Origin of the sequence: Salipaludibacillus agaradhaerens, from assembly GCF_002019735.1 — a bacterium.
Lineage (GTDB): Bacteria > Bacillota > Bacilli > Bacillales > Salisediminibacteriaceae > Salipaludibacillus > Salipaludibacillus agaradhaerens.
The window spans coordinates 4,054,114-4,071,580 of record NZ_KV917378.1 but is presented as its reverse complement, the minus strand read 5'-3'; the positions used below and the strand labels follow the sequence as shown (position 1 = coordinate 4,071,580).

13 protein-coding genes are annotated in these 17,467 nt (G+C 39.4%); 1 reads left to right on the top strand and 12 read right to left on the bottom strand.

Annotated elements, in window-relative coordinates:
• Positions 1–225: 225 nt before the first annotated feature.
• From trxA to zapA, 11 genes are all read right to left on the bottom strand, one after another.
• Positions 226–540: a thioredoxin gene (gene trxA, locus BK581_RS18645; protein ID WP_078579585.1), complete on the bottom strand. Its 315-nt coding sequence runs from the start codon at positions 538–540 to the stop codon at positions 226–228.
• Positions 541–995: 455 nt separating this feature from the next.
• Complete coding sequence (locus BK581_RS18640; RefSeq protein ID WP_078579584.1) at positions 996–1,967, bottom strand: electron transfer flavoprotein subunit alpha/FixB family protein; 972 nt, start codon at positions 1,965–1,967, stop codon at positions 996–998.
• Positions 1,968–2,125: 158 nt separating this feature from the next.
• Entirely contained in the window at positions 2,126–2,896 is a 771-nt protein-coding gene (locus BK581_RS18635) for an electron transfer flavoprotein subunit beta/FixA family protein (RefSeq protein ID WP_078579583.1), read from the bottom strand.
• A 225-nt stretch (positions 2,897–3,121) separates the two neighbouring features.
• Positions 3,122–3,712 carry a TetR/AcrR family transcriptional regulator gene (locus BK581_RS18630; RefSeq protein WP_078579582.1) on the bottom strand — a complete coding sequence of 197 codons (591 nt, stop codon included), beginning with the start codon at positions 3,710–3,712 and terminating at the stop codon, positions 3,122–3,124.
• Between the two features lie 451 nt (positions 3,713–4,163).
• Positions 4,164–5,861: an AMP-binding protein gene (locus BK581_RS18625; RefSeq protein WP_078579581.1), complete on the bottom strand. Its 1,698-nt coding sequence runs from the start codon at positions 5,859–5,861 to the stop codon at positions 4,164–4,166.
• Between the two features lie 88 nt (positions 5,862–5,949).
• On the bottom strand, positions 5,950–7,647 hold the full coding sequence (locus BK581_RS18620; RefSeq protein WP_078579580.1) for an AMP-binding protein: 1,698 nt from the start codon (positions 7,645–7,647) through the stop codon (positions 5,950–5,952).
• A 554-nt stretch (positions 7,648–8,201) separates the two neighbouring features.
• Complete coding sequence (locus BK581_RS18615; RefSeq protein ID WP_078579579.1) at positions 8,202–8,609, bottom strand: DUF350 domain-containing protein; 408 nt, start codon at positions 8,607–8,609, stop codon at positions 8,202–8,204.
• An 18-nt stretch (positions 8,610–8,627) separates the two neighbouring features.
• On the bottom strand, positions 8,628–10,988 hold the full coding sequence (locus tag BK581_RS18610) for an endonuclease MutS2 (protein WP_169837845.1): 2,361 nt from the start codon (positions 10,986–10,988) through the stop codon (positions 8,628–8,630).
• A gap of 18 nt (positions 10,989–11,006) precedes the next feature.
• Positions 11,007–12,728 (bottom strand): DNA polymerase/3'-5' exonuclease PolX, encoded by a 1,722-nt coding sequence (gene polX, locus BK581_RS18605; protein WP_078580031.1) that lies wholly within the window; start codon positions 12,726–12,728, stop codon positions 11,007–11,009.
• A 153-nt stretch (positions 12,729–12,881) separates the two neighbouring features.
• Positions 12,882–13,424 (bottom strand): CvpA family protein, encoded by a 543-nt coding sequence (locus tag BK581_RS18600; protein ID WP_078579577.1) that lies wholly within the window; start codon positions 13,422–13,424, stop codon positions 12,882–12,884.
• Positions 13,425–13,429: 5 nt separating this feature from the next.
• On the bottom strand, positions 13,430–13,681 hold the full coding sequence (gene zapA / locus BK581_RS18595; RefSeq protein ID WP_078579576.1) for a cell division protein ZapA: 252 nt from the start codon (positions 13,679–13,681) through the stop codon (positions 13,430–13,432).
• A 227-nt stretch (positions 13,682–13,908) separates the two neighbouring features.
• On the opposite strand from zapA, the gene rnhC reads away from it, so the two are divergent.
• Positions 13,909–14,868 (top strand): ribonuclease HIII, encoded by a 960-nt coding sequence (gene rnhC / locus BK581_RS18590; protein WP_078579575.1) that lies wholly within the window; start codon positions 13,909–13,911, stop codon positions 14,866–14,868.
• A gap of 168 nt (positions 14,869–15,036) precedes the next feature.
• On the opposite strand, the gene pheT is transcribed toward rnhC, so the two are convergent.
• Positions 15,037–17,457 carry a phenylalanine--tRNA ligase subunit beta gene (pheT, locus tag BK581_RS18585; RefSeq protein WP_078579574.1) on the bottom strand — a complete coding sequence of 807 codons (2,421 nt, stop codon included), beginning with the start codon at positions 17,455–17,457 and terminating at the stop codon, positions 15,037–15,039.
• Between the last annotated feature and the right edge of the window lie 10 nt (positions 17,458–17,467).

Here is a 17,467-nt window from a genome sequence, read left to right as displayed (position 1 = left end):
TCTCTTCCCACCTGATTGTTAGTTGAGTTAATCAGGACATTAACGACCGGTTGCTCCGTCTAAATAGATTTACCTCTCCACTTCATTTTGAGCAGGGAGCTTTACGGACGGTTATCTGTGATAAAATTCCTTAACGCTCCTCACATATAAGAGAGAACAATATCGTAGTATAGAAAGTAAAAGACTGGCTACCTTAGGAGGCGCCAGTCTTTAAGACATAATAACTTAAAGATGCTTGTTAAGAGTATCAGCTAGTGCTTCTTTAGGCTGGAAGCCAACGACTTGATCAACGACTTCTCCATCTTTAAATACGAGTAGTGTTGGAATACTCATGACACCAAATTTACTAGCTGTTTCTTGATTTTCATCCACATCAAGCTTTACGATTTTTACTTTATCTCCCATGTCTCCGTCTAATTCCTCTAACACAGGTGCAATCATTTTACATGGACCACACCATGGCGCCCAAAAGTCAGCTAAGACAACACCTTCATTTGTTTCATTTGAAAAATTTGCATCAGTCACGTTTACAATTGCCATTTGTCATTCCTCCTCAATTAAATACAAAACATCTATTTCACTATTTTCACAAGGCATGATTACACTTATTTCTTTTATATAAAGAAACCCCTTAGCGAACCCCTTGTTAGGTTAACCAATCCTTGCTAATCATATCATAAAGGATTTTATAGCATGACGCAAAAAGTATGCTTACTAACAACTGAACTTTGTATTATCCCTTTAATGAATGTCCTGTATTAGGCCATTATTGCTTTTCATTTCCCTTCTTTGTCTACTACTAAACGAACGAACTTTCAATTAGTCGGCGTTTTATGAACGGTTATTAGTAATAAACTGCTAGCCCGTTCTCATTTTCTGTATTCTATCACTAGCTATAACCGACGATTTATATCTGAACATAGGCTTCTTGCATACGTATCTAAATGCGTAAGGCTTTAAGAAGTATAGGACTCCTTAAAGCCTTCAAAATTGGATTAAACAAGTATTTTTTTAAACTCAGCAGTCAATTTAGGCACAATGTCAAATAAGTCACCTACGATACCGTAATCGGCAATTTGGAAAATTTCAGCTTCAGGATCTTTATTAATAGCCACTATTATTTTGGAATTAGACATGCCAGCCACATGTTGAATAGCACCACTTAAGCCTACTGCAATATATAAATCAGGTGTGACCACTTTACCTGTTTGACCGATTTGGAGAGCATAATCACAATACTCTGCGTCACAAGCACCACGTGATGCGCCAACAGCTCCTCCTAACACTTCTGCTAATTCATCAAGTAGCTTAAAATTTTCTTTAGTCTTCATACCTCTTCCACCAGATACAATAACAGAAGCTTCTGATAAGTCTACGCCTGACGATGTGTTTTTGACCACATCTTTAATTAAAGTATGCAAGTCAGCGATTTCTGTTTCACTTTTTTCAACCTCTCCAGTGCGATCCGTGTTTGGCTCTAATGCTGGAATATTATTAGGGCGAATTGTAATAAACGTTAGGCCTTCTTTGATGATCACTTTTTCAAATGCTTTACCTGAATAGATAGGTCGAATAAATAAGCATTCATCACCTGTTCGTTCTATTTCTGTCACGTCAGAAATAAGGCCAGATTTGTGCCTACTCGCTAGTTTCGGTGCTAAATCTCTCCCTATAGCCGTGTGTCCAAACACGATAGCCCTGGGATTTTCTTTAGTAATGACGTCTCTGAAAGCTTGAGCATACCCTTCAGGTGTATAGTGGGCTAATCGCTCATGTGCCACACTCACAACACGATCTGCTCCATAGTGATATAACTGATTTACTTGATTGGTCTCCTCTTTGCCAATGATAACACCTACAACCTCACTATCTTCTTCTATCTGCTTTGCAGCTGCTATGGCTTCAAAGACAACCTGTCTGAATTCCCCGTCTCGTTGTTCCCCAAATACTAACACTTTATTTGGCATCAATCCATCTCCTCCTCTTTGAAAAAATCGGCTTTTTAAATGCCATTTTAAGTTATACTTCTAAAATGACTAACTACTAAACCGATCTTCACCTATTTCATACTCAATTAATACGTTTTAAATCATGCTTTTTTCAAAAGGAAATTCGGTTAACGTAATTAAATCACTTTAGCTTCCGTTTTAAGTAAAGATACTAACTTAGCTACTTGTTCCTCTGGATCACCCTCAAGCTTTTTACCCGCTTGCTTTTCTGGTGGCAAGTAGCGATCCACTGTCACCGTTTTCCCTTCTACATCTTCTTCTTCTAACTCAAGGTCATCTAAATCTAATGTTTCAAATGGTTTTTTCTTTGCTTTCATAATTCCTGGAAGTGAAGGATATCTCGGTTCATTTAATCCTTGCTGAGCCGTGACTAATAGAGGCAATGAAATATCAAGATATTCTTGGTCACCTTCTACATCTTTTTCAACATGTGCCTTTTCATCTTCAATCGTTAGCTTAGTAACAGATGTGACATGATTAATACCTAGGTTTTCTGCCAGACGTGGCCCCACTTGGCCTGAACCTCCATCAACAGCAACATTACCACCAAGAATGAGATCCGGGTTTTGTTCTTTGAAATAAGCTGATAAAAGGATTTCAATGGAGTAAGGGTCACAATTTTCCACATCTTCTTCCTCAATTAACACTGCCTTATCTGCCCCCATAGCAAGTGCTGTACGAAGCTGTTTCTCTGCTTCTTCATCACCTACTGTCACCACTGTCACCTCTCCACCATGTTCATCACGTTGTTGAATGGCTTCTTCAATCGCATATTCATCATATGGATTGATAATATATTCAGCCCCGTCATCTGTTACTTCACCATTTTCAATATAAATCTTCTCTTCTGTATCAAATGTGCGTTTCATAATGACAAAAATGTTCATAGCTATGCCCTCCTAATAAATAAAGTAAATGAACCCATATCATAAAGCGCTTTCATTGTTATTTAAAGTAAAAGGAGATCTCTCTCCTTTCATCACTGTTATCTTAAATAACGTTAAATAGGGAACTATAACTTGACATTCAAATGTGAATTTATTTCGTGCTGACGAGCCAATGAAGTGGCTATATGAAACCATCCCAGAAAACAATATCAGATCCTTTTAAATCTAGGTGTTCTCTGTCATACCATTCAGCAGCATACGATGAATAGGTTCTGCAAGTGTAATAAGCTCATATTTACATTCCTTCATAACCCAATTGGTTACGACTTCATCCATTGCTCCGAATATTAACTGTCGTGTCACGCGTAAATCAAGATTGCTTCCAAATACACCTTTTTCAATCCCTTCTTCAATGACAGAATCGATCAGTGTCAGATATCCTTTTAACACTTCATTAATTTTATAGCGGATATCAATGTTAGACTGTCTTAATTCAAGTTGTGTGACAATGGCGAGATCATGGTCCATCTCTAATTGCATAAAATGCATTTCGATTAAGATTAATAATTTCTTTTCAACAGATGTCTCTGCCTCCATTTTTTCTTTGATGCGCTCAACAAATTGTCCCATTTTCTCTTCAAATAAAGAGATAAGAATATCCTCCTTATTTTTAAAATACAAATAGATCGTACCATCTGCTACGCCAGCTTCCTTGGCTATTTTCGAGACTTGCGATTGATGATAACCATTTTTTGCAATCACTTTTACTGCAGCATCAATAATTTGTTCATATTTTTGCCCGCGTTTTTTACCCATCTTATCACGTCCTTATTCCCTCTAACAAAATGAATGATTGTTCATTCATAATCTATTTTAGATGATTACTTGTTAGCTGTCAATCAGCTTTTCTACTTATCACATGGAGAATACGAATCACTTCTTCCAACAAGGCTAATCCCACCCCTATCACACACGATATATCCGTTTTTGATCGGTATCGCTCCCCTCCATGTTAATCTTAAATGAGATAAGAATCAACTCTCTTCTGCTAGAATTATCAAGATAGCAGGTAAAGGAGAGACTATAAAAAGGCAATAAAAACGACCGTAAATAGCGTTGTCATAAAGCTAAGCTTATCGTACCTTTAGGGGCAGTTTATCCACCACCTAAACCTGTCGGTATTCTTAAACTTTGAGGTGGGGTTTTACGGCGGTTATCTGTGATAAAAAATGAGAACTTGACAGCTCTCATCAAGTTCTCACACTTATTAACTCGGTTGCTTCTCTTGTCGCTCTTTTTCCTCTTCAGTTAAAGCTCTTCGTAATATTTTGCCTACTAATGTTTTTGGCAAATCATCACGAAATTCTATTAATCTAGGCACTTTGTACGAAGCAAGACGCTGCTTACAAAATGTTATTAATTCATCCTCTGTTAAATCCTCGTCTTCTTTTTTTACAATGAAGGCCTTGACTGTTTCCCCACGATAAGGGTCAGGAACACCTATAGCAACGGCTTCTTGAATAGCGGGATGGTCATAAAGGACTTCTTCTATTTCGCGTGGGTATATATTGAAGCCGCTTGCTATAATCATATCTTTTTTCCGATCAACAATGTAAAAGAAGCCTTCTTCGTCCATATATCCCATATCTCCAGTCAGGAGCCAATCGTTTTGAAAGGCCGCCTCCGTTTCCTCTGGACGATTCCAATAGCCTTTCATCACTTGTGGTCCCCGAATGATGAGTTCGCCTACTTCTCCTGTAGAAGCCCGTTCACCCGTTTCCGAGGATAAAATAGCCACATCAGTATCAGGCCATGGAACACCAATACTTCCAGGCGGACGTTGCTCCCACAAAAGATTAAAGTGGGTAACTGGAGATGCCTCTGTAAGTCCAAATCCTTCTGATAAACTGGCTCCTGTTAATTGTTCAAATTTGTTCTGAACATCTAATGGTAGTGGTGCGGAACCACTCGTACATACTTTAACGGATGATAAATGATAACTTGTAACGTCAGGATGGTTAATTAAACCGATATACATCGTGGGTGCCCCAGGAAAAATAGTGATTTTTTGTGATTGTATCGCCTTCAATGTCTGTTTCACATCGAATTTCGGTAAAATAACCATCTTTGAGCGAGCCATCACAGAATAATTCATACCCACTGTCATACCATAGACGTGGAAAAAAGGCAGGACACAGAGAACAACCTCATTGCTATGATCAAGTTTATACATCCATTTAATACATTGTGTCGTATTGGCAACAAGATTATAATGTGTGAGCATAACCCCTTTTGCCACACCTGTCGTCCCACCGGTATATTGTAAAAGGGCTAAATCGTCTTTTGGGTCAATATTAACTGGCATTAAATCATTGTTTGCTTGTTTCAACAGGTTTTTAAATGAATGAGTATAATCAGTGTAATGGATGTTTAGCTTACGTTTTGTTGTCTTATTCCGTTTAAGAGGATATATGATGTTTTTAGGAAAAGGTAAATAGTCATTCATTTTTGTAACAATAACGTGTTCAATAGCAGTATTCGGCTTCACATTAATGACCCGTTCATAGACAAGGTCAAGACAAACAATCACTTTAGCACCAGAGTCCATAAGTTGATGTTCTAGTTCCCGTTCAACATATATCGGATTTGTTTGTACCACGATCCCACCAGCTAGTAGCGTCCCGTAATAACTAATAACCGATTGGGGTGTATTAGCAAGCATTAGTGCTACCCGATCCCCTTTTGTCACACCTAATGAATGCAAGACATTGGCAAATCTAAGTGACGCATCATACACCTCATAAAAGGTCATTTCTTTCCCCATAAAATGAACTAATATTTTATTCGGCTGTTCCTCCGCTCCTTCTTTTAAATAATCTTGAAGTGGTTTATCATCGTAATGAATATTTTTCGGAATAACATCCGGATACTGAGCTAACCATGGTTTCTCGCTAACCATTCTCATTTGAAACCTCCTAGGAAACCCCTTTTCTCAAATGAGACATGCTTCTCTCGTCAAGTTAAAGTAGAGACAATAATATCTCTAAGAATCGCTAGTTGGATAGATTTTCAGCTTTTTTTTTCTCTTCTTCTACAAGAACACGACGTAATATTTTACCGACCATCGTTTTAGGTAGTTCGTCTCTAAATTCATAGTATTGAGGAACTTTGTAAGATGCTAAATGCTGTCTAGCAAAGTGATCAAGCTCCTTTTCGGTCACGTCCATCCCTTCCTTTGTTACAACAAATGCTTTTACCGTCTCCCCACGGTAAGGATCAGGAATACCGATTGCACAAACTTCTTGTATACTGTCATGTTCATAAAGAACTTCTTCAATTTCACGTGGATAAATGTTAAAACCACCTGCAATGATAAGATCTTTTTTGCGATCGACGATATAGAAAAAGCCCTCCTCATCCATATATCCCATATCTCCAGTTAGGAACCATTCCCCGCGAAATGCGGCTTGAGTCTCTTCTGGGCGCTTCCAATAGCCTTTCATGACTTGAGGACCCTTAATGACAATCTCTCCAACTTCCTTCGGCTTTGCTACTTCTCCTGTTTCTGCCGATAGCACTGCCACATCTGTATCCGGCCATGGCAATCCGATTGATCCTTGCCTTCGTTCCCCCCACAGCAAGTTAGACACGGCGACGGGCGATGTTTCCGTTAAACCGTAACCTTCCACCAGCCGTCCATTTGTCACTTCTTCAAACGTCGTCTGCACTTCTAATGGTAACGGAGCAGAGCCACTTATACATGCTTTTATTGAAGAAAGGTTGAATGTTTTAATATTAGGATGATTTAACAGCCCAATATACATTGTTGGCGCACCAGGATAGAGTGTTGCCTTGTGCTTTTCAATAGCTTTTAAAATCCCCTTAGCATCAAATTTTGGAATGATGATCATTTTAAAAGCCATTCTAATACTTAAATTCATGACAGTTGTCATGCCATACACATGGAAAAAAGGTAAAGCTGCGAGGACGACTTCTTCTCCCGGTACTAATTTATACATCCATTCTTCGCATTGCTGAGTGTTCACGGTTAAATTATAATGTGTGAGCATAACCCCTTTAGCAGGCCCTGTAGTCCCTCCCGTATATTGTAACAGTGCCAAGTCCTCCATAGGATCAATATCGTTAGGAATTTCTCGTACCTCGCCTCGTTTGAGTAGGTCAGTAAACGAATGCAGGTGGTCGTTATACGCCACTTCCACTTTTAGCCCCGTATTTCTCTTTTGAATAAAAGGATAAATTATACTTTTAGGAAAAGGCAGAAAATCCTTGATACCTGTGACAATGATATGCTCCAAATTTGTCTTCTCTTGAACCTTGGCGATACGAGGGTAAACAAGGTCGAGACAAATCATTACTTTTGCCCCTGCATCATTCATCTGATGTTCTATCTCTCGCTCTACATATAACGGATTTGTCTCTACGACAATAGCTCCTGCAAAAAGTGCCCCATAATATGAAATCACTGCCTGCGGACTGTTTGCTAACATGATAGCAACTCGATCACCTTTTCTTACACCGAGCGCTCTTAATCGATCCGCTAGCTTTAATGCATTGTCATAAACTTCTTTGTACGTCATCTCCTTACCCATAAAATGAAGGGCTGATTTATCAGGAAAATTTACCGCAGCCCGCTTCAAATAGCTTTGTAATGTGGCGATTTCATAATTTATGGACGCGGGAATGCTTTCCGGATAATGTCTCAACCATGGCTTTTCCGTTACTGTTTCCATCGCACAACCTCCCTTGGTCTTTATCCTCTCCTTCAGTCAATGATTGTCGATGAAACAGCACAAACGGCCCCCAAGTATTTATCCGTCGCCGCTGTTCTCATCTAAAGGCATTCTTCTCTCTTACATCCATTGTAATGAAAACGCATTCAAATTAAAACATATTTGTTAAAACTTTATGAACTTTTAATCACCAATATGTTATTCTGAACAATCTTCCATCTCCCTTTTATCTCACTATGTCTTTGTTCTCAAGTAAACCTGGTCAACAATCCATGAGCGAAAGAAGGAGACACAAATGAGGGCTTACACTTGACCAAGAAAATTTAAATGGACTTACATGAGTTCATGAAACATAGTCATACTCAGAAAAACGGATGTTAGACATCCTACATGCTAGGCAAACAAAAGAAGCGGCTCCTTAATGAGACCGCTCCCTATCTATCCTTTTATTTAGAAAAAAATCATGAATATGATTCCACCAACCATAAACCCCACACATAGCCCTACGAGGACTTTCCAAAGTGTTTCCATACTTTTGCTCCTTTTTCATGCCTTTACTTAATAGTTGCTCCAATAATAAAAGATAACGAGACCGATAAGACAAACGATATGAGACCAACTGCTTTATTATTATTCTTTAGTTCATCGTCAACTTTAAATCCAGGTGTGAGAAATTCAAAAATAAAATAAACGAATAATAGGAGAATAAATCCATAGGCACCCCAACCGAGCATTTCCAAAACAGTATCATTTGCTATGATTGAGTGTTGAAAAACATTTGCAACACCGAACGTTTTTCCTGCGGTAGCCAAAGCCACCGCAAGATTCCCTTGTTTGACTTCGCCCCAAGTACTGTAAGTCGTTACCCACTCAAAAATTGAAAGGGCGATGATAATACTGAGAACCACGATGCTATATACACCAGCAGTATAAACGTATTCATGTGTAAAGAAGACTTTCATCCCTGCATCCTCCTCCATTTATTTAAGTGACACGACGGTCACACCGGACCCGCCTTCTCCCTGTGTCCCTAATCGTGTTTCTTGTACATTTCGATGATTTTTCAGTAGTTCTTGAACACCTTTCCTTAAGGCGCCCGTTCCTTTACCATGAATAATGGAAACTTGATGGTAACCTGCTAAGACAGCATCATCAAGATATTTTTCTACTTCAAGCATAGCATTTTCATATCGTTCTCCCCGTAAATCTAGTTCCGTTTTCACGTGGGCTTCTCTTCCTCGTACCGTTGCTAGTGGTTTCGTTTCCACAGCCTTCGGACGGTTAATGTAAAGAAGATCCTCTTTTCTTACTTTCATTTTCATCATACCAAGTTGAACATAATATTCTTTGTCGTTTACTTTATCAACGATATGACCTTTTTGATCGAAGCTTATCACTTTTACTTCATCACCTGGCATTAACTTATCTACATCAGCTTTATGTTTTACAGGTACAGATTTTTTCTTTTGGGCGGTTAAAGACGGTTCTGCCATTTCTAATCGTTTTTTAGCATCTATTAACTCGTGATCTTTGACAGCAGGGTTATTCTTTTGAATTTCTCTTAATTCTTCGATAATCTGGTCCGCTTCTTCTTTTGCTTTTTTTATAGAATCTGCTGCTTTATTCTCTGCAGATTGAAGAACTTTTTGCTTTTCCTCTTCCAGTTTCTCCATCTCCTGAGCAAGCTCATGATGAATTTGCTCTGCTTCTTTTCTTAATCGCTCCGCCTCTTCCATCTCTTTCTCAGCCAGTTTCCGACTATCCTCAAGTGATGAAATCATGTTTTCCATTTTATTAGAGTCTGCTGTAATGTGATTTTTAGCTTCGTCAATAATCTGGTCACTCAAACCAAGTCGTCTGCTAATGGCAAAGGCATTACTCCTACCAGGAACACCGATGAGAAGACGATACGTTGGTCTTAATGTATCCACATCAAACTCGACACTGGCATTCTTAACACCTTCTCGATTATAAGCGTAGCCTTTCAATTCACTATAATGAGTTGTAGCTATGACTTTGGCTCCTACGCTGTAAACGCGATCTAATATTGAAATAGCGAGTGCAGCTCCTTCTGTAGGGTCCGTCCCCGCACCAAGCTCATCGAAAAGAACGAGTGATTGAAAATCCACTTCTTCCATAATGTTAACGATGTTAGTCATATGAGAGGAAAACGTACTTAAGCTCTGTTCAATCGACTGTTCATCCCCAATATCCGCAAAGATCTTCTGAAAAATAGCCGCTTCTGATCCTTCATCACAGGGAATATGAAGGCCTGACTGAACCATTAATGTTAAAAGGCCGACCGTTTTTAGTGTGACGGTTTTTCCGCCTGTATTAGGACCAGTAATAACCAGTGAGGAAAATTCCCCACCAAGTTCTATATCAATCGGAACGATTTCATCTTCGGGAATAAGCGGGTGCCGAGCTTTGTCCATTTTAATAAAGCCTTCAGTATTTAATTTTGGCTCAATCGCTTTAATTGAATGGCTATATAACGCTTTAGCAAACATAAAGTCCACTTCTGTCATCACACTAACATTCATTGTTAGGGCGTCAACTTCTAAACTAACTTGTCCCGATAAAACATGAAGTACCCGCTGTATTTCTTGGTCTTCCTTCATTCTACTTTCTCGTAACTGGTTGTTCATTTGTACCACAGATTCTGGTTCCACAAACAGGGTAGCACCTGAAGCTGACTGATCGTGTACCATGCCGCCGAAATGACCTCTGTATTCAGCTTTAACAGGAATAACGTAACGGTCATTCCTGATTGTAATAATAGCGTCGGAAAGCATTTTCCGTCCACTAGAAGAGCGTGTGATGCTTTCAAGTTTAGACCTTATGCCTGATTCATAAGAGCGAATCTGTTGGCGTATTGACCTTAAAGCAGGACTAGCAGAATCTAGGACACCACCATTTTCATCAATCGCCTGATTAATGTCCTTTTCAAGCTCTGCTAATAGCACAATATCCTTTACGAGCTCAGGCAAAATTTTAATATCAACGCCTTCTTCTATAAGTGTTTCCACAAAACGTTTAAAGCGGCGGCTACTGTATATTGTCGAGGATATATCAAGCAATTCATGTTCACTCAGTAATCCACCGATCTTTGCCCTTTTCAACGATTCACGGATATCTCTCAGCCCGCCTAAAGGTGCTTGGCCTTTTAATCGAATCACTTTTGCACCTTCTTGAGTACGCGCTTGTGCCTCTTTGATAGATTCAAAATCAAACAAAGGAAGCAACTCTTTGACACGTTGTTTACCTAAAGAAGAGCTTGCGAACTCGATGAGCTGCTTTTTCATTTTATCGTATTCTAAAATGCGACTAACCTTGTTGATCACAAGGGTCACCTCCACTTATCCCTGTCTTTTTTCTTTTATGAAATTACTAAACGTTTCAACACTCCACGTATTAACGACTGTTTCCTCTGTTAGCCATCCACGCCGAGCAGTTTTTACTCCGATTGGCATATGATCAAGCATATCAAATCTGTGTGCATCTGTATTAATACAAATTTTCACGCCACACTCCTGTGCTTTTTTTAACATATCGGCTGATAGATCAAGTCTATTTGGGTTTGCATTTAACTCAAGAATTGTTTGTGTTTCGGCCGCTAGTTCAAATAAGCGGTTCATATTTACAGGGTAGCCGTCTCTTCGTCCAATTAATCTTCCTGTAGGATGAGCAATCATACTAACATATGGATTACGGCAGGCCGCTTCTAAACGTTTCATAATCGTTTCTTCGTCCTGACTAAATCCCGAATGGATAGAAGCAATAACAAAATCGATCTCTTTCAGTACATCATCCCTATAGTCTAATGTGCCATCAGGTAAAATATCCATTTCAATCCCGGTGAAAACAGTAAATGAATCCTGTTTGGCATTAATTGCACGCACCTCGGCATGTTGGCGCTTTAACCTTTCGACTGTGAGACCATTCGCTACTTTTAGATACTGAGAATGATCTGTGATCGCCATGTACTCATATCCCTTTTTTTGGCATGCTGCTATCATGTCTTCAATGGATTGAGCCCCGTCACTCCACGTCGTATGCATGTGAAGATCACCTTTGATGGCGTCTTCGTTGATCAGTTTATCAGCTTGTACGGCTTTTTCTAATTCTCCCATTCCCTCACGAATTTCAGGGGGAATAAAAGGTAAATTAAAATGGTTAAAAAACGCGGTTTCAGTAGTGAAATGGTGCACCTTGTCAGTTCCCTCTTCCTCTACACCATACTCACTTATTTTTTCCCCTCGTTCTTTGGCTCGTTGACGCATTAATACATTATGATCCTTTGAACCAGTGAAATGATGGAGTGTTGTTGCAAACGACTCATCTTTAACCATTCTAAAATCAACAGGGACAATGATTTCTCCATAAGTAATTTCCACACTGACTTTCGTTTCGCCATGACCGATTATTTCAGTCACATGGGGCATGGCAACTAATTCTTCACCTACATTGAGCGGATCGTCTGTGGAAATAATAAAGTCAAGATCCTTGACTGTTTCTCTTCCCCTTCTAAAGCTTCCGGCTAATTCAAAACGCTCGACTGCTTCAATACTAGCAAGATGCTTTTTTAAGTCCTCCGCTGCAGGAAGTACTTGTGCAATTGTGAGACGTTCTGGACGTTTACCTAAGTCAGCAAGTGCTGCAAGTATTTTTTCTTCGGATTTAGCGCCAAATCCAGCTAAATCTCTCACTTGCTTCTCTTCACACACTTTCTTTAAAGATTCAGCGTCTATAACACCTAATTGTTGATAAAGCTTGCCTATTTTTTTCCCACCAAGACCTTGTAGCTTCAACAATGGCAGTAAGCCATCTGGGAGTTCCTCTGCTAATTCGGTTAATAAGGCCGTTTCACCTGTTTCTTTTAAATCTTTAATGATAGCGGCTGTTCCTTTACCGATTCCATTTAAAGTTGATGGATCTTCTATCTCATCCAGTGTGCGTTCATCACGTTCTAACGCTTGAGCTGCTTTTCTATACGCAGACACTCGAAAAGCATTCTCTCCTTTTATCTCTAAGTAGACAGCAATTTGCTCTAATGCATTTAGCACGTCTTTTTTATTCATCATCGTCATTACTTTTCACCTCTTAACATAGTCACAGTTCAGTTTACTTCTTCATCATAGCCAATCCGTGCGACTATTCGCAAGTAGAATAGATCCCTTGGAGTGATCTCCTATTTTCAAACAGCAATAAAGCTTTCCATCGATGACGGAAAGCTAATCGTGACGACCCTGTATCCACAATTCTTTTAGTTGGTTAGAGATAATTGGCGTATAATCTAAGATCATTTGAGCAAATGATGAGTTTTGTAACATCGTCTGAACCATTTCGATTTGTATAAGGGCTGCTAAATGAAGGATAATAACAATAATGATTAAACCTTCTAAAAAGCCGAGAAAGCCACCAAGCCAACCATTTAACATATTTAGAATTGGTAGGTGGGCGATGAAATCAAACAAAGAAGCTACAATCTGCATTAGAATTTTCGTTATGATAAACAAAATAACAAATGCAATACCATTGTAATAGACTAACTCAACATTGAAAGCCTCAACGAGTAACGTTAACCCCGAATTATCTGATAACTGTGGGAAAGGAATCCATAGCCTAATATAATGAGCCACATCTTCGTAGTATAAATAAGCGACCACAAAAGAGATAATTAATCCGCCAATATGTAAAATTTGCAGAATGAGCCCGCGGCGGAATCCAATAAAAAAGCTAATAATTAAAGCAAGAAACAGTATGACACTAAGCATCGTCTTTAGTCCTCGTCTTTCTTTTCATCTTCCAATTTTTTTAATATGGATAAATAATCGTTACCGATATTTACTGCTGTTAATACAGCTAATTTAGTAGAATCTAAATACGGATTGTGGTGTTTGAGCTCTTTCATCTTTGTATCAATGAGGGCTGCCACCTCCTGAATATGTTCAGAGCTTTCATCACCGACGATGGTGTAAGGCTGATTATAAATTGTCACATTGGTTCGATTTTTCTCCCGTTCTTCTCCCACCAACTAAGCCCCCGTTCGTCTTAGAAATCCTAACATATATCATAACACGTCAGTCAAAGGTTGAAAATATAAATTAAATCTGCTTAAGTAATGAAATAAGGCTATAAATTGTCTATACTTAGAGAAAACTTCCTAATTTACGCACGTGTGAGTCCCAACTAAGCAGATTGTACATAGCCGCAATGTCGCAACATTGTCACTTTATTTGAATGAAAGGCGGACATTTCATGAGTTATGAAGTCATTAACGTTTCAAGAAAAAAATTGGATGATATGAAAGATCACTATCGTTCATCTTTGAAAGCAACAGTCCCTCAAGGAGCTATTTTCAGTGCTAAAACAGCAGTAGGTTGTCACGTGACCGCCTATCAGTCTGGAAAAGTTCTATTTCAAGGTAAAGAGGCTTCTAAAGAGGCCGCCCAATGGCAAAATGAGTCATCAACACCTAAACACTCGCTAGCAACATCTACTACTCAAAAAAGTCATGTGGATAACCATAGCTATTATCCCCCTAATAATCTAGAAACACTCACCATTCTCGGTAGTGATGAGACAGGAACTGGCGATTATTTTGGACCTATGACCGTTGCTTGTGTTCATTTAACAGCTGAACAAATGAAGACAATTGACAGTTGGGGGGTACGCGACTCAAAGACAATCAAAGATGCCGATATTCGCGATTTAGCTCCAAAACTGTTGAAAGAATGTATATATAGTTTACTTATTTTAAAAAATGATAAATATAACCACATGCAAAAAAAAGGAATGAATCAAGGCGAAATGAAAGCACTCTTACACCATCGAGCGATCATAAATGTAATGACCACCTGTAAAGAAAAAAATCTCGACTTTGACGGTGTGCTTGTAGATCAATTCGTCACCCCAAGTGGTTATTTTAAATACCTCTCAAATAACGGGACAACTTGGTCAGCAAAAAAACCGATTTACTTTGCAACGAAAGCTGAAAGTAAGCATCCAGCAGTAGCTACTGCCTCCATTCTCGCACGCTATGCTTTCTTAAAAGAAATGGACACATTATCTAAAAAATTCGGTGTTACGATTCCAAAAGGGGCTGGTCCCCATGTAGATCTTGCCGCTAAAGAGATTATCCAACAATACGGGAAAGAGACACTCTACTCTATAACAAAATGGCATTTTTCCAACACTCAACGCGCTTTAGCTCTTTAAGAATGCTCTTTTAAAAATAAAATAGTATCATGATACCTTTCGCACTATAAACGTGATTTTTGACCATATAAAGTCACATAATATTATAAAGTAAGACAAAAAAGGAAAGACCTCAGACGCCCGTTACTCTGAAGAGCCGGTTCTGAGGTCTATTTTGATTAATACACTCTAGGAACGGAGTGTCGCACCCGTTTTTTCTTCTAAAGCTTGCAACACTTTGGTATGGACAGCTGTTACCTCGTCATCTGTTAATGTTTTTTCAGGATCTTGATACTTTAGGGAAAAAGCCAATGACTTCTTTCCTTCTTCCAGGTGTTCACCTTGATAGACATCAAATACCTCTGCATGACGTAGTAAGCGACCACCAGATGCCATGATAACCCTTTTCAGTTTTTCAGCTTGAACAGCTTCGTCTACTACTAAAGCAATGTCTCTTTGAATCGCTGGATATCGCGGAATAGCTTCGTAACGAACCACGTTTGCTGGTAAACTTAGCAGATGTTGAAGGTTCAACTCAAATACGTAGGTGGCTGGTAACGACCACGCTTTCGCTACAGCTGGATGGAGCTGACCGAGACATCCAACTTCTTTATCATTGATAAAAAGTGTCGCTGTTCGACCAGGATGCAAACCAGCCTTCTCCGTTTGTTCGAAGCGCACTTCTCCTGACACATGTAGCTCTTCTAATAACCCTTCGACAACACCTTTAATGACATAGAAATCCACTGGTTTCTTTTCACCTTGCCAGCTATGTTCGTGCCACAATCCCATAAAAGCACCAGATAAATATGTCTTCTCTTCTGGTTGAGTTGTGATTGTTTTTTCTTTTGTATGAAAAACAGATCCTATTTCATATAAATGCACGTCATAGACATTTCGATTCTTATTATGGCTTAACGCATCTAGAAGATGGGGAAGAAGTGTCGTCCTTAGTGTACTTCTTTCTTCGCTCATAGGGAGAGCTACATTCACACGTAAGCCTTCTGATTCTTTAAAATACGCTTCCTTTTCTGCTGTTGTTAATGAATAGCTTACCGCTTCATGAATTCCTGCACCTTCAAGGAAACGACGCGCTCTTCTCTTCTGTCGTTGCTCCGTTGTGAGGCCACCTGGTGTGGCAGATGTATTAGGCAACGTCACTGGGATATTATCATAGCCGTAAAGGCGAGCCACCTCTTCAATAATATCTGGTTTAATCGTGATATCTTGTCGTCTTGTAGGCACGTTAATAGCGAATGTCCCGTCTTCATAGTCATGATTAAATTTTAATTGTGACAGAATATTTGTGACATCAGTTTCTGTCAGTGATGTCCCTAGGACGTCATTGATTTTAGCGAGCGTAATGTCAATACGTTTTTCTTCTCGGGATAATTCATCAAATTTAACAGTCTCAGATAAAACCTCTCCTCCTGCCAGCTGTTGAATGAGAGAAGCCGCTCTCTTTCCCGCTTCTGCAACCCGATTCGGATCAACGCCTTTCTCAAAACGAATACTTGAATCACTTCGTAATCCGAGATCCTTTGAGGCTTTTCTCACCGTGCTAGGGCTAAAATAGGCAGATTCTAACAAAATATTAACTGTCTCATCATTCACTTCTGATGTGGCTCCACCCATCACGCCAGCGATAGCGACTGGAGACTTACCATTTGTAATGACAAGGTGTTCACCTGTTAAAGTTCGTTCAGTTTCATCAAGAGTAACAATCTGCTCACCTTCTGTTGCGCGTCGCACAACTACTTTTTCAGAGCCAAAACGGTCTAAATCAAAAGCGTGTAGCGGTTGACCATATTCTAGAAGAACATAGTTTGTAACGTCAACAACATTATTCAGAGGGCGGACACCTGCATTCATTAAAGCTGTTTGCAGCCAGAGAGGTGATTCACTAATCTTTACTCCTTTGATCACGGTTGCGCCATAGTAAGGATTGTCACCGTTGGCCTCAACATGAACAGCGATCCTGTCAGATGCTTTTTCTTTAGCTGGTACAAGGGCAGGTTCAGGAACTTTCACGTCTCGTCCAAGAATTGCAGCTACCTCATAAGCAACTCCGAGCACACTCAAACAATCAGAACGATTTGGTGTAAGGTCAAGTTCAAGCAGTGTATCATCAAGGCCAAGTGGTGCAAGGGCATCCTCACCAGGAATCATTTCCTGTGGAAAGTTAAAAATACCCTCACTATATTTTTTAGGAACAACTTTCCCTTGGATACCTAGCTCTTGTAAGGAACAAATCATGCCTTCCGATACTTCACCACGTAATTTAGCCCGTTTAATTTTCATACCACCAGGTAGGCGAGCCCCCACTCGTGCTACTGCTACAAATTGCCCTTCACCGACATTTTTAGCCCCGCAGACAATTTGAATAGGTTGTTCTTCTCCTACATCCACTTGACAAAGATTGAGTTTATCTGCTTTTGGGTGTTTGACACACGTAAGTACTTTCCCAACAACAAGATTGGTAATCTCCTCATTTAATGATTGAACAGCATCTACTTCAACACCGCTTCTCGTTAATTTTTCTGCGATGTCTGCTGCTGACAAATCATCAATCTCAACATAGTCTTTCAGCCATTTATATGATACTAACACAGCATTTCCT

Excerpts from the sequence above, each read along its gene's own strand:
- trxA (WP_078579585.1), bottom strand. The coding sequence starts at position 540 with ATGGCAATTGTAAACGTGACTGATGCAAATTTTTCAAATGAAACAAAT.
- BK581_RS18640 (WP_078579584.1), bottom strand. The coding sequence starts at position 1,967 with ATGCCAAATAAAGTGTTAGTATTTGGGGAACAACGAGACGGGGAATTC.
- BK581_RS18635 (WP_078579583.1), bottom strand. The coding sequence starts at position 2,896 with ATGAACATTTTTGTCATTATGAAACGCACATTTGATACAGAAGAGAAG.
- BK581_RS18630 (WP_078579582.1), bottom strand. The coding sequence starts at position 3,712 with ATGGGTAAAAAACGCGGGCAAAAATATGAACAAATTATTGATGCTGCA.
- BK581_RS18625 (WP_078579581.1), bottom strand. The coding sequence starts at position 5,861 with ATGAGAATGGTTAGCGAGAAACCATGGTTAGCTCAGTATCCGGATGTT.
- BK581_RS18620 (WP_078579580.1), bottom strand. The coding sequence starts at position 7,647 with ATGGAAACAGTAACGGAAAAGCCATGGTTGAGACATTATCCGGAAAGC.
- BK581_RS18615 (WP_078579579.1), bottom strand. The coding sequence starts at position 8,609 with ATGAAAGTCTTCTTTACACATGAATACGTTTATACTGCTGGTGTATAT.
- polX (WP_078580031.1), bottom strand. The coding sequence starts at position 12,728 with ATGAATAAAAAAGACGTGCTAAATGCATTAGAGCAAATTGCTGTCTAC.
- BK581_RS18600 (WP_078579577.1), bottom strand. The coding sequence starts at position 13,424 with ATGCTTAGTGTCATACTGTTTCTTGCTTTAATTATTAGCTTTTTTATT.
- rnhC (WP_078579575.1), top strand. The coding sequence starts at position 13,909 with ATGAGTTATGAAGTCATTAACGTTTCAAGAAAAAAATTGGATGATATG.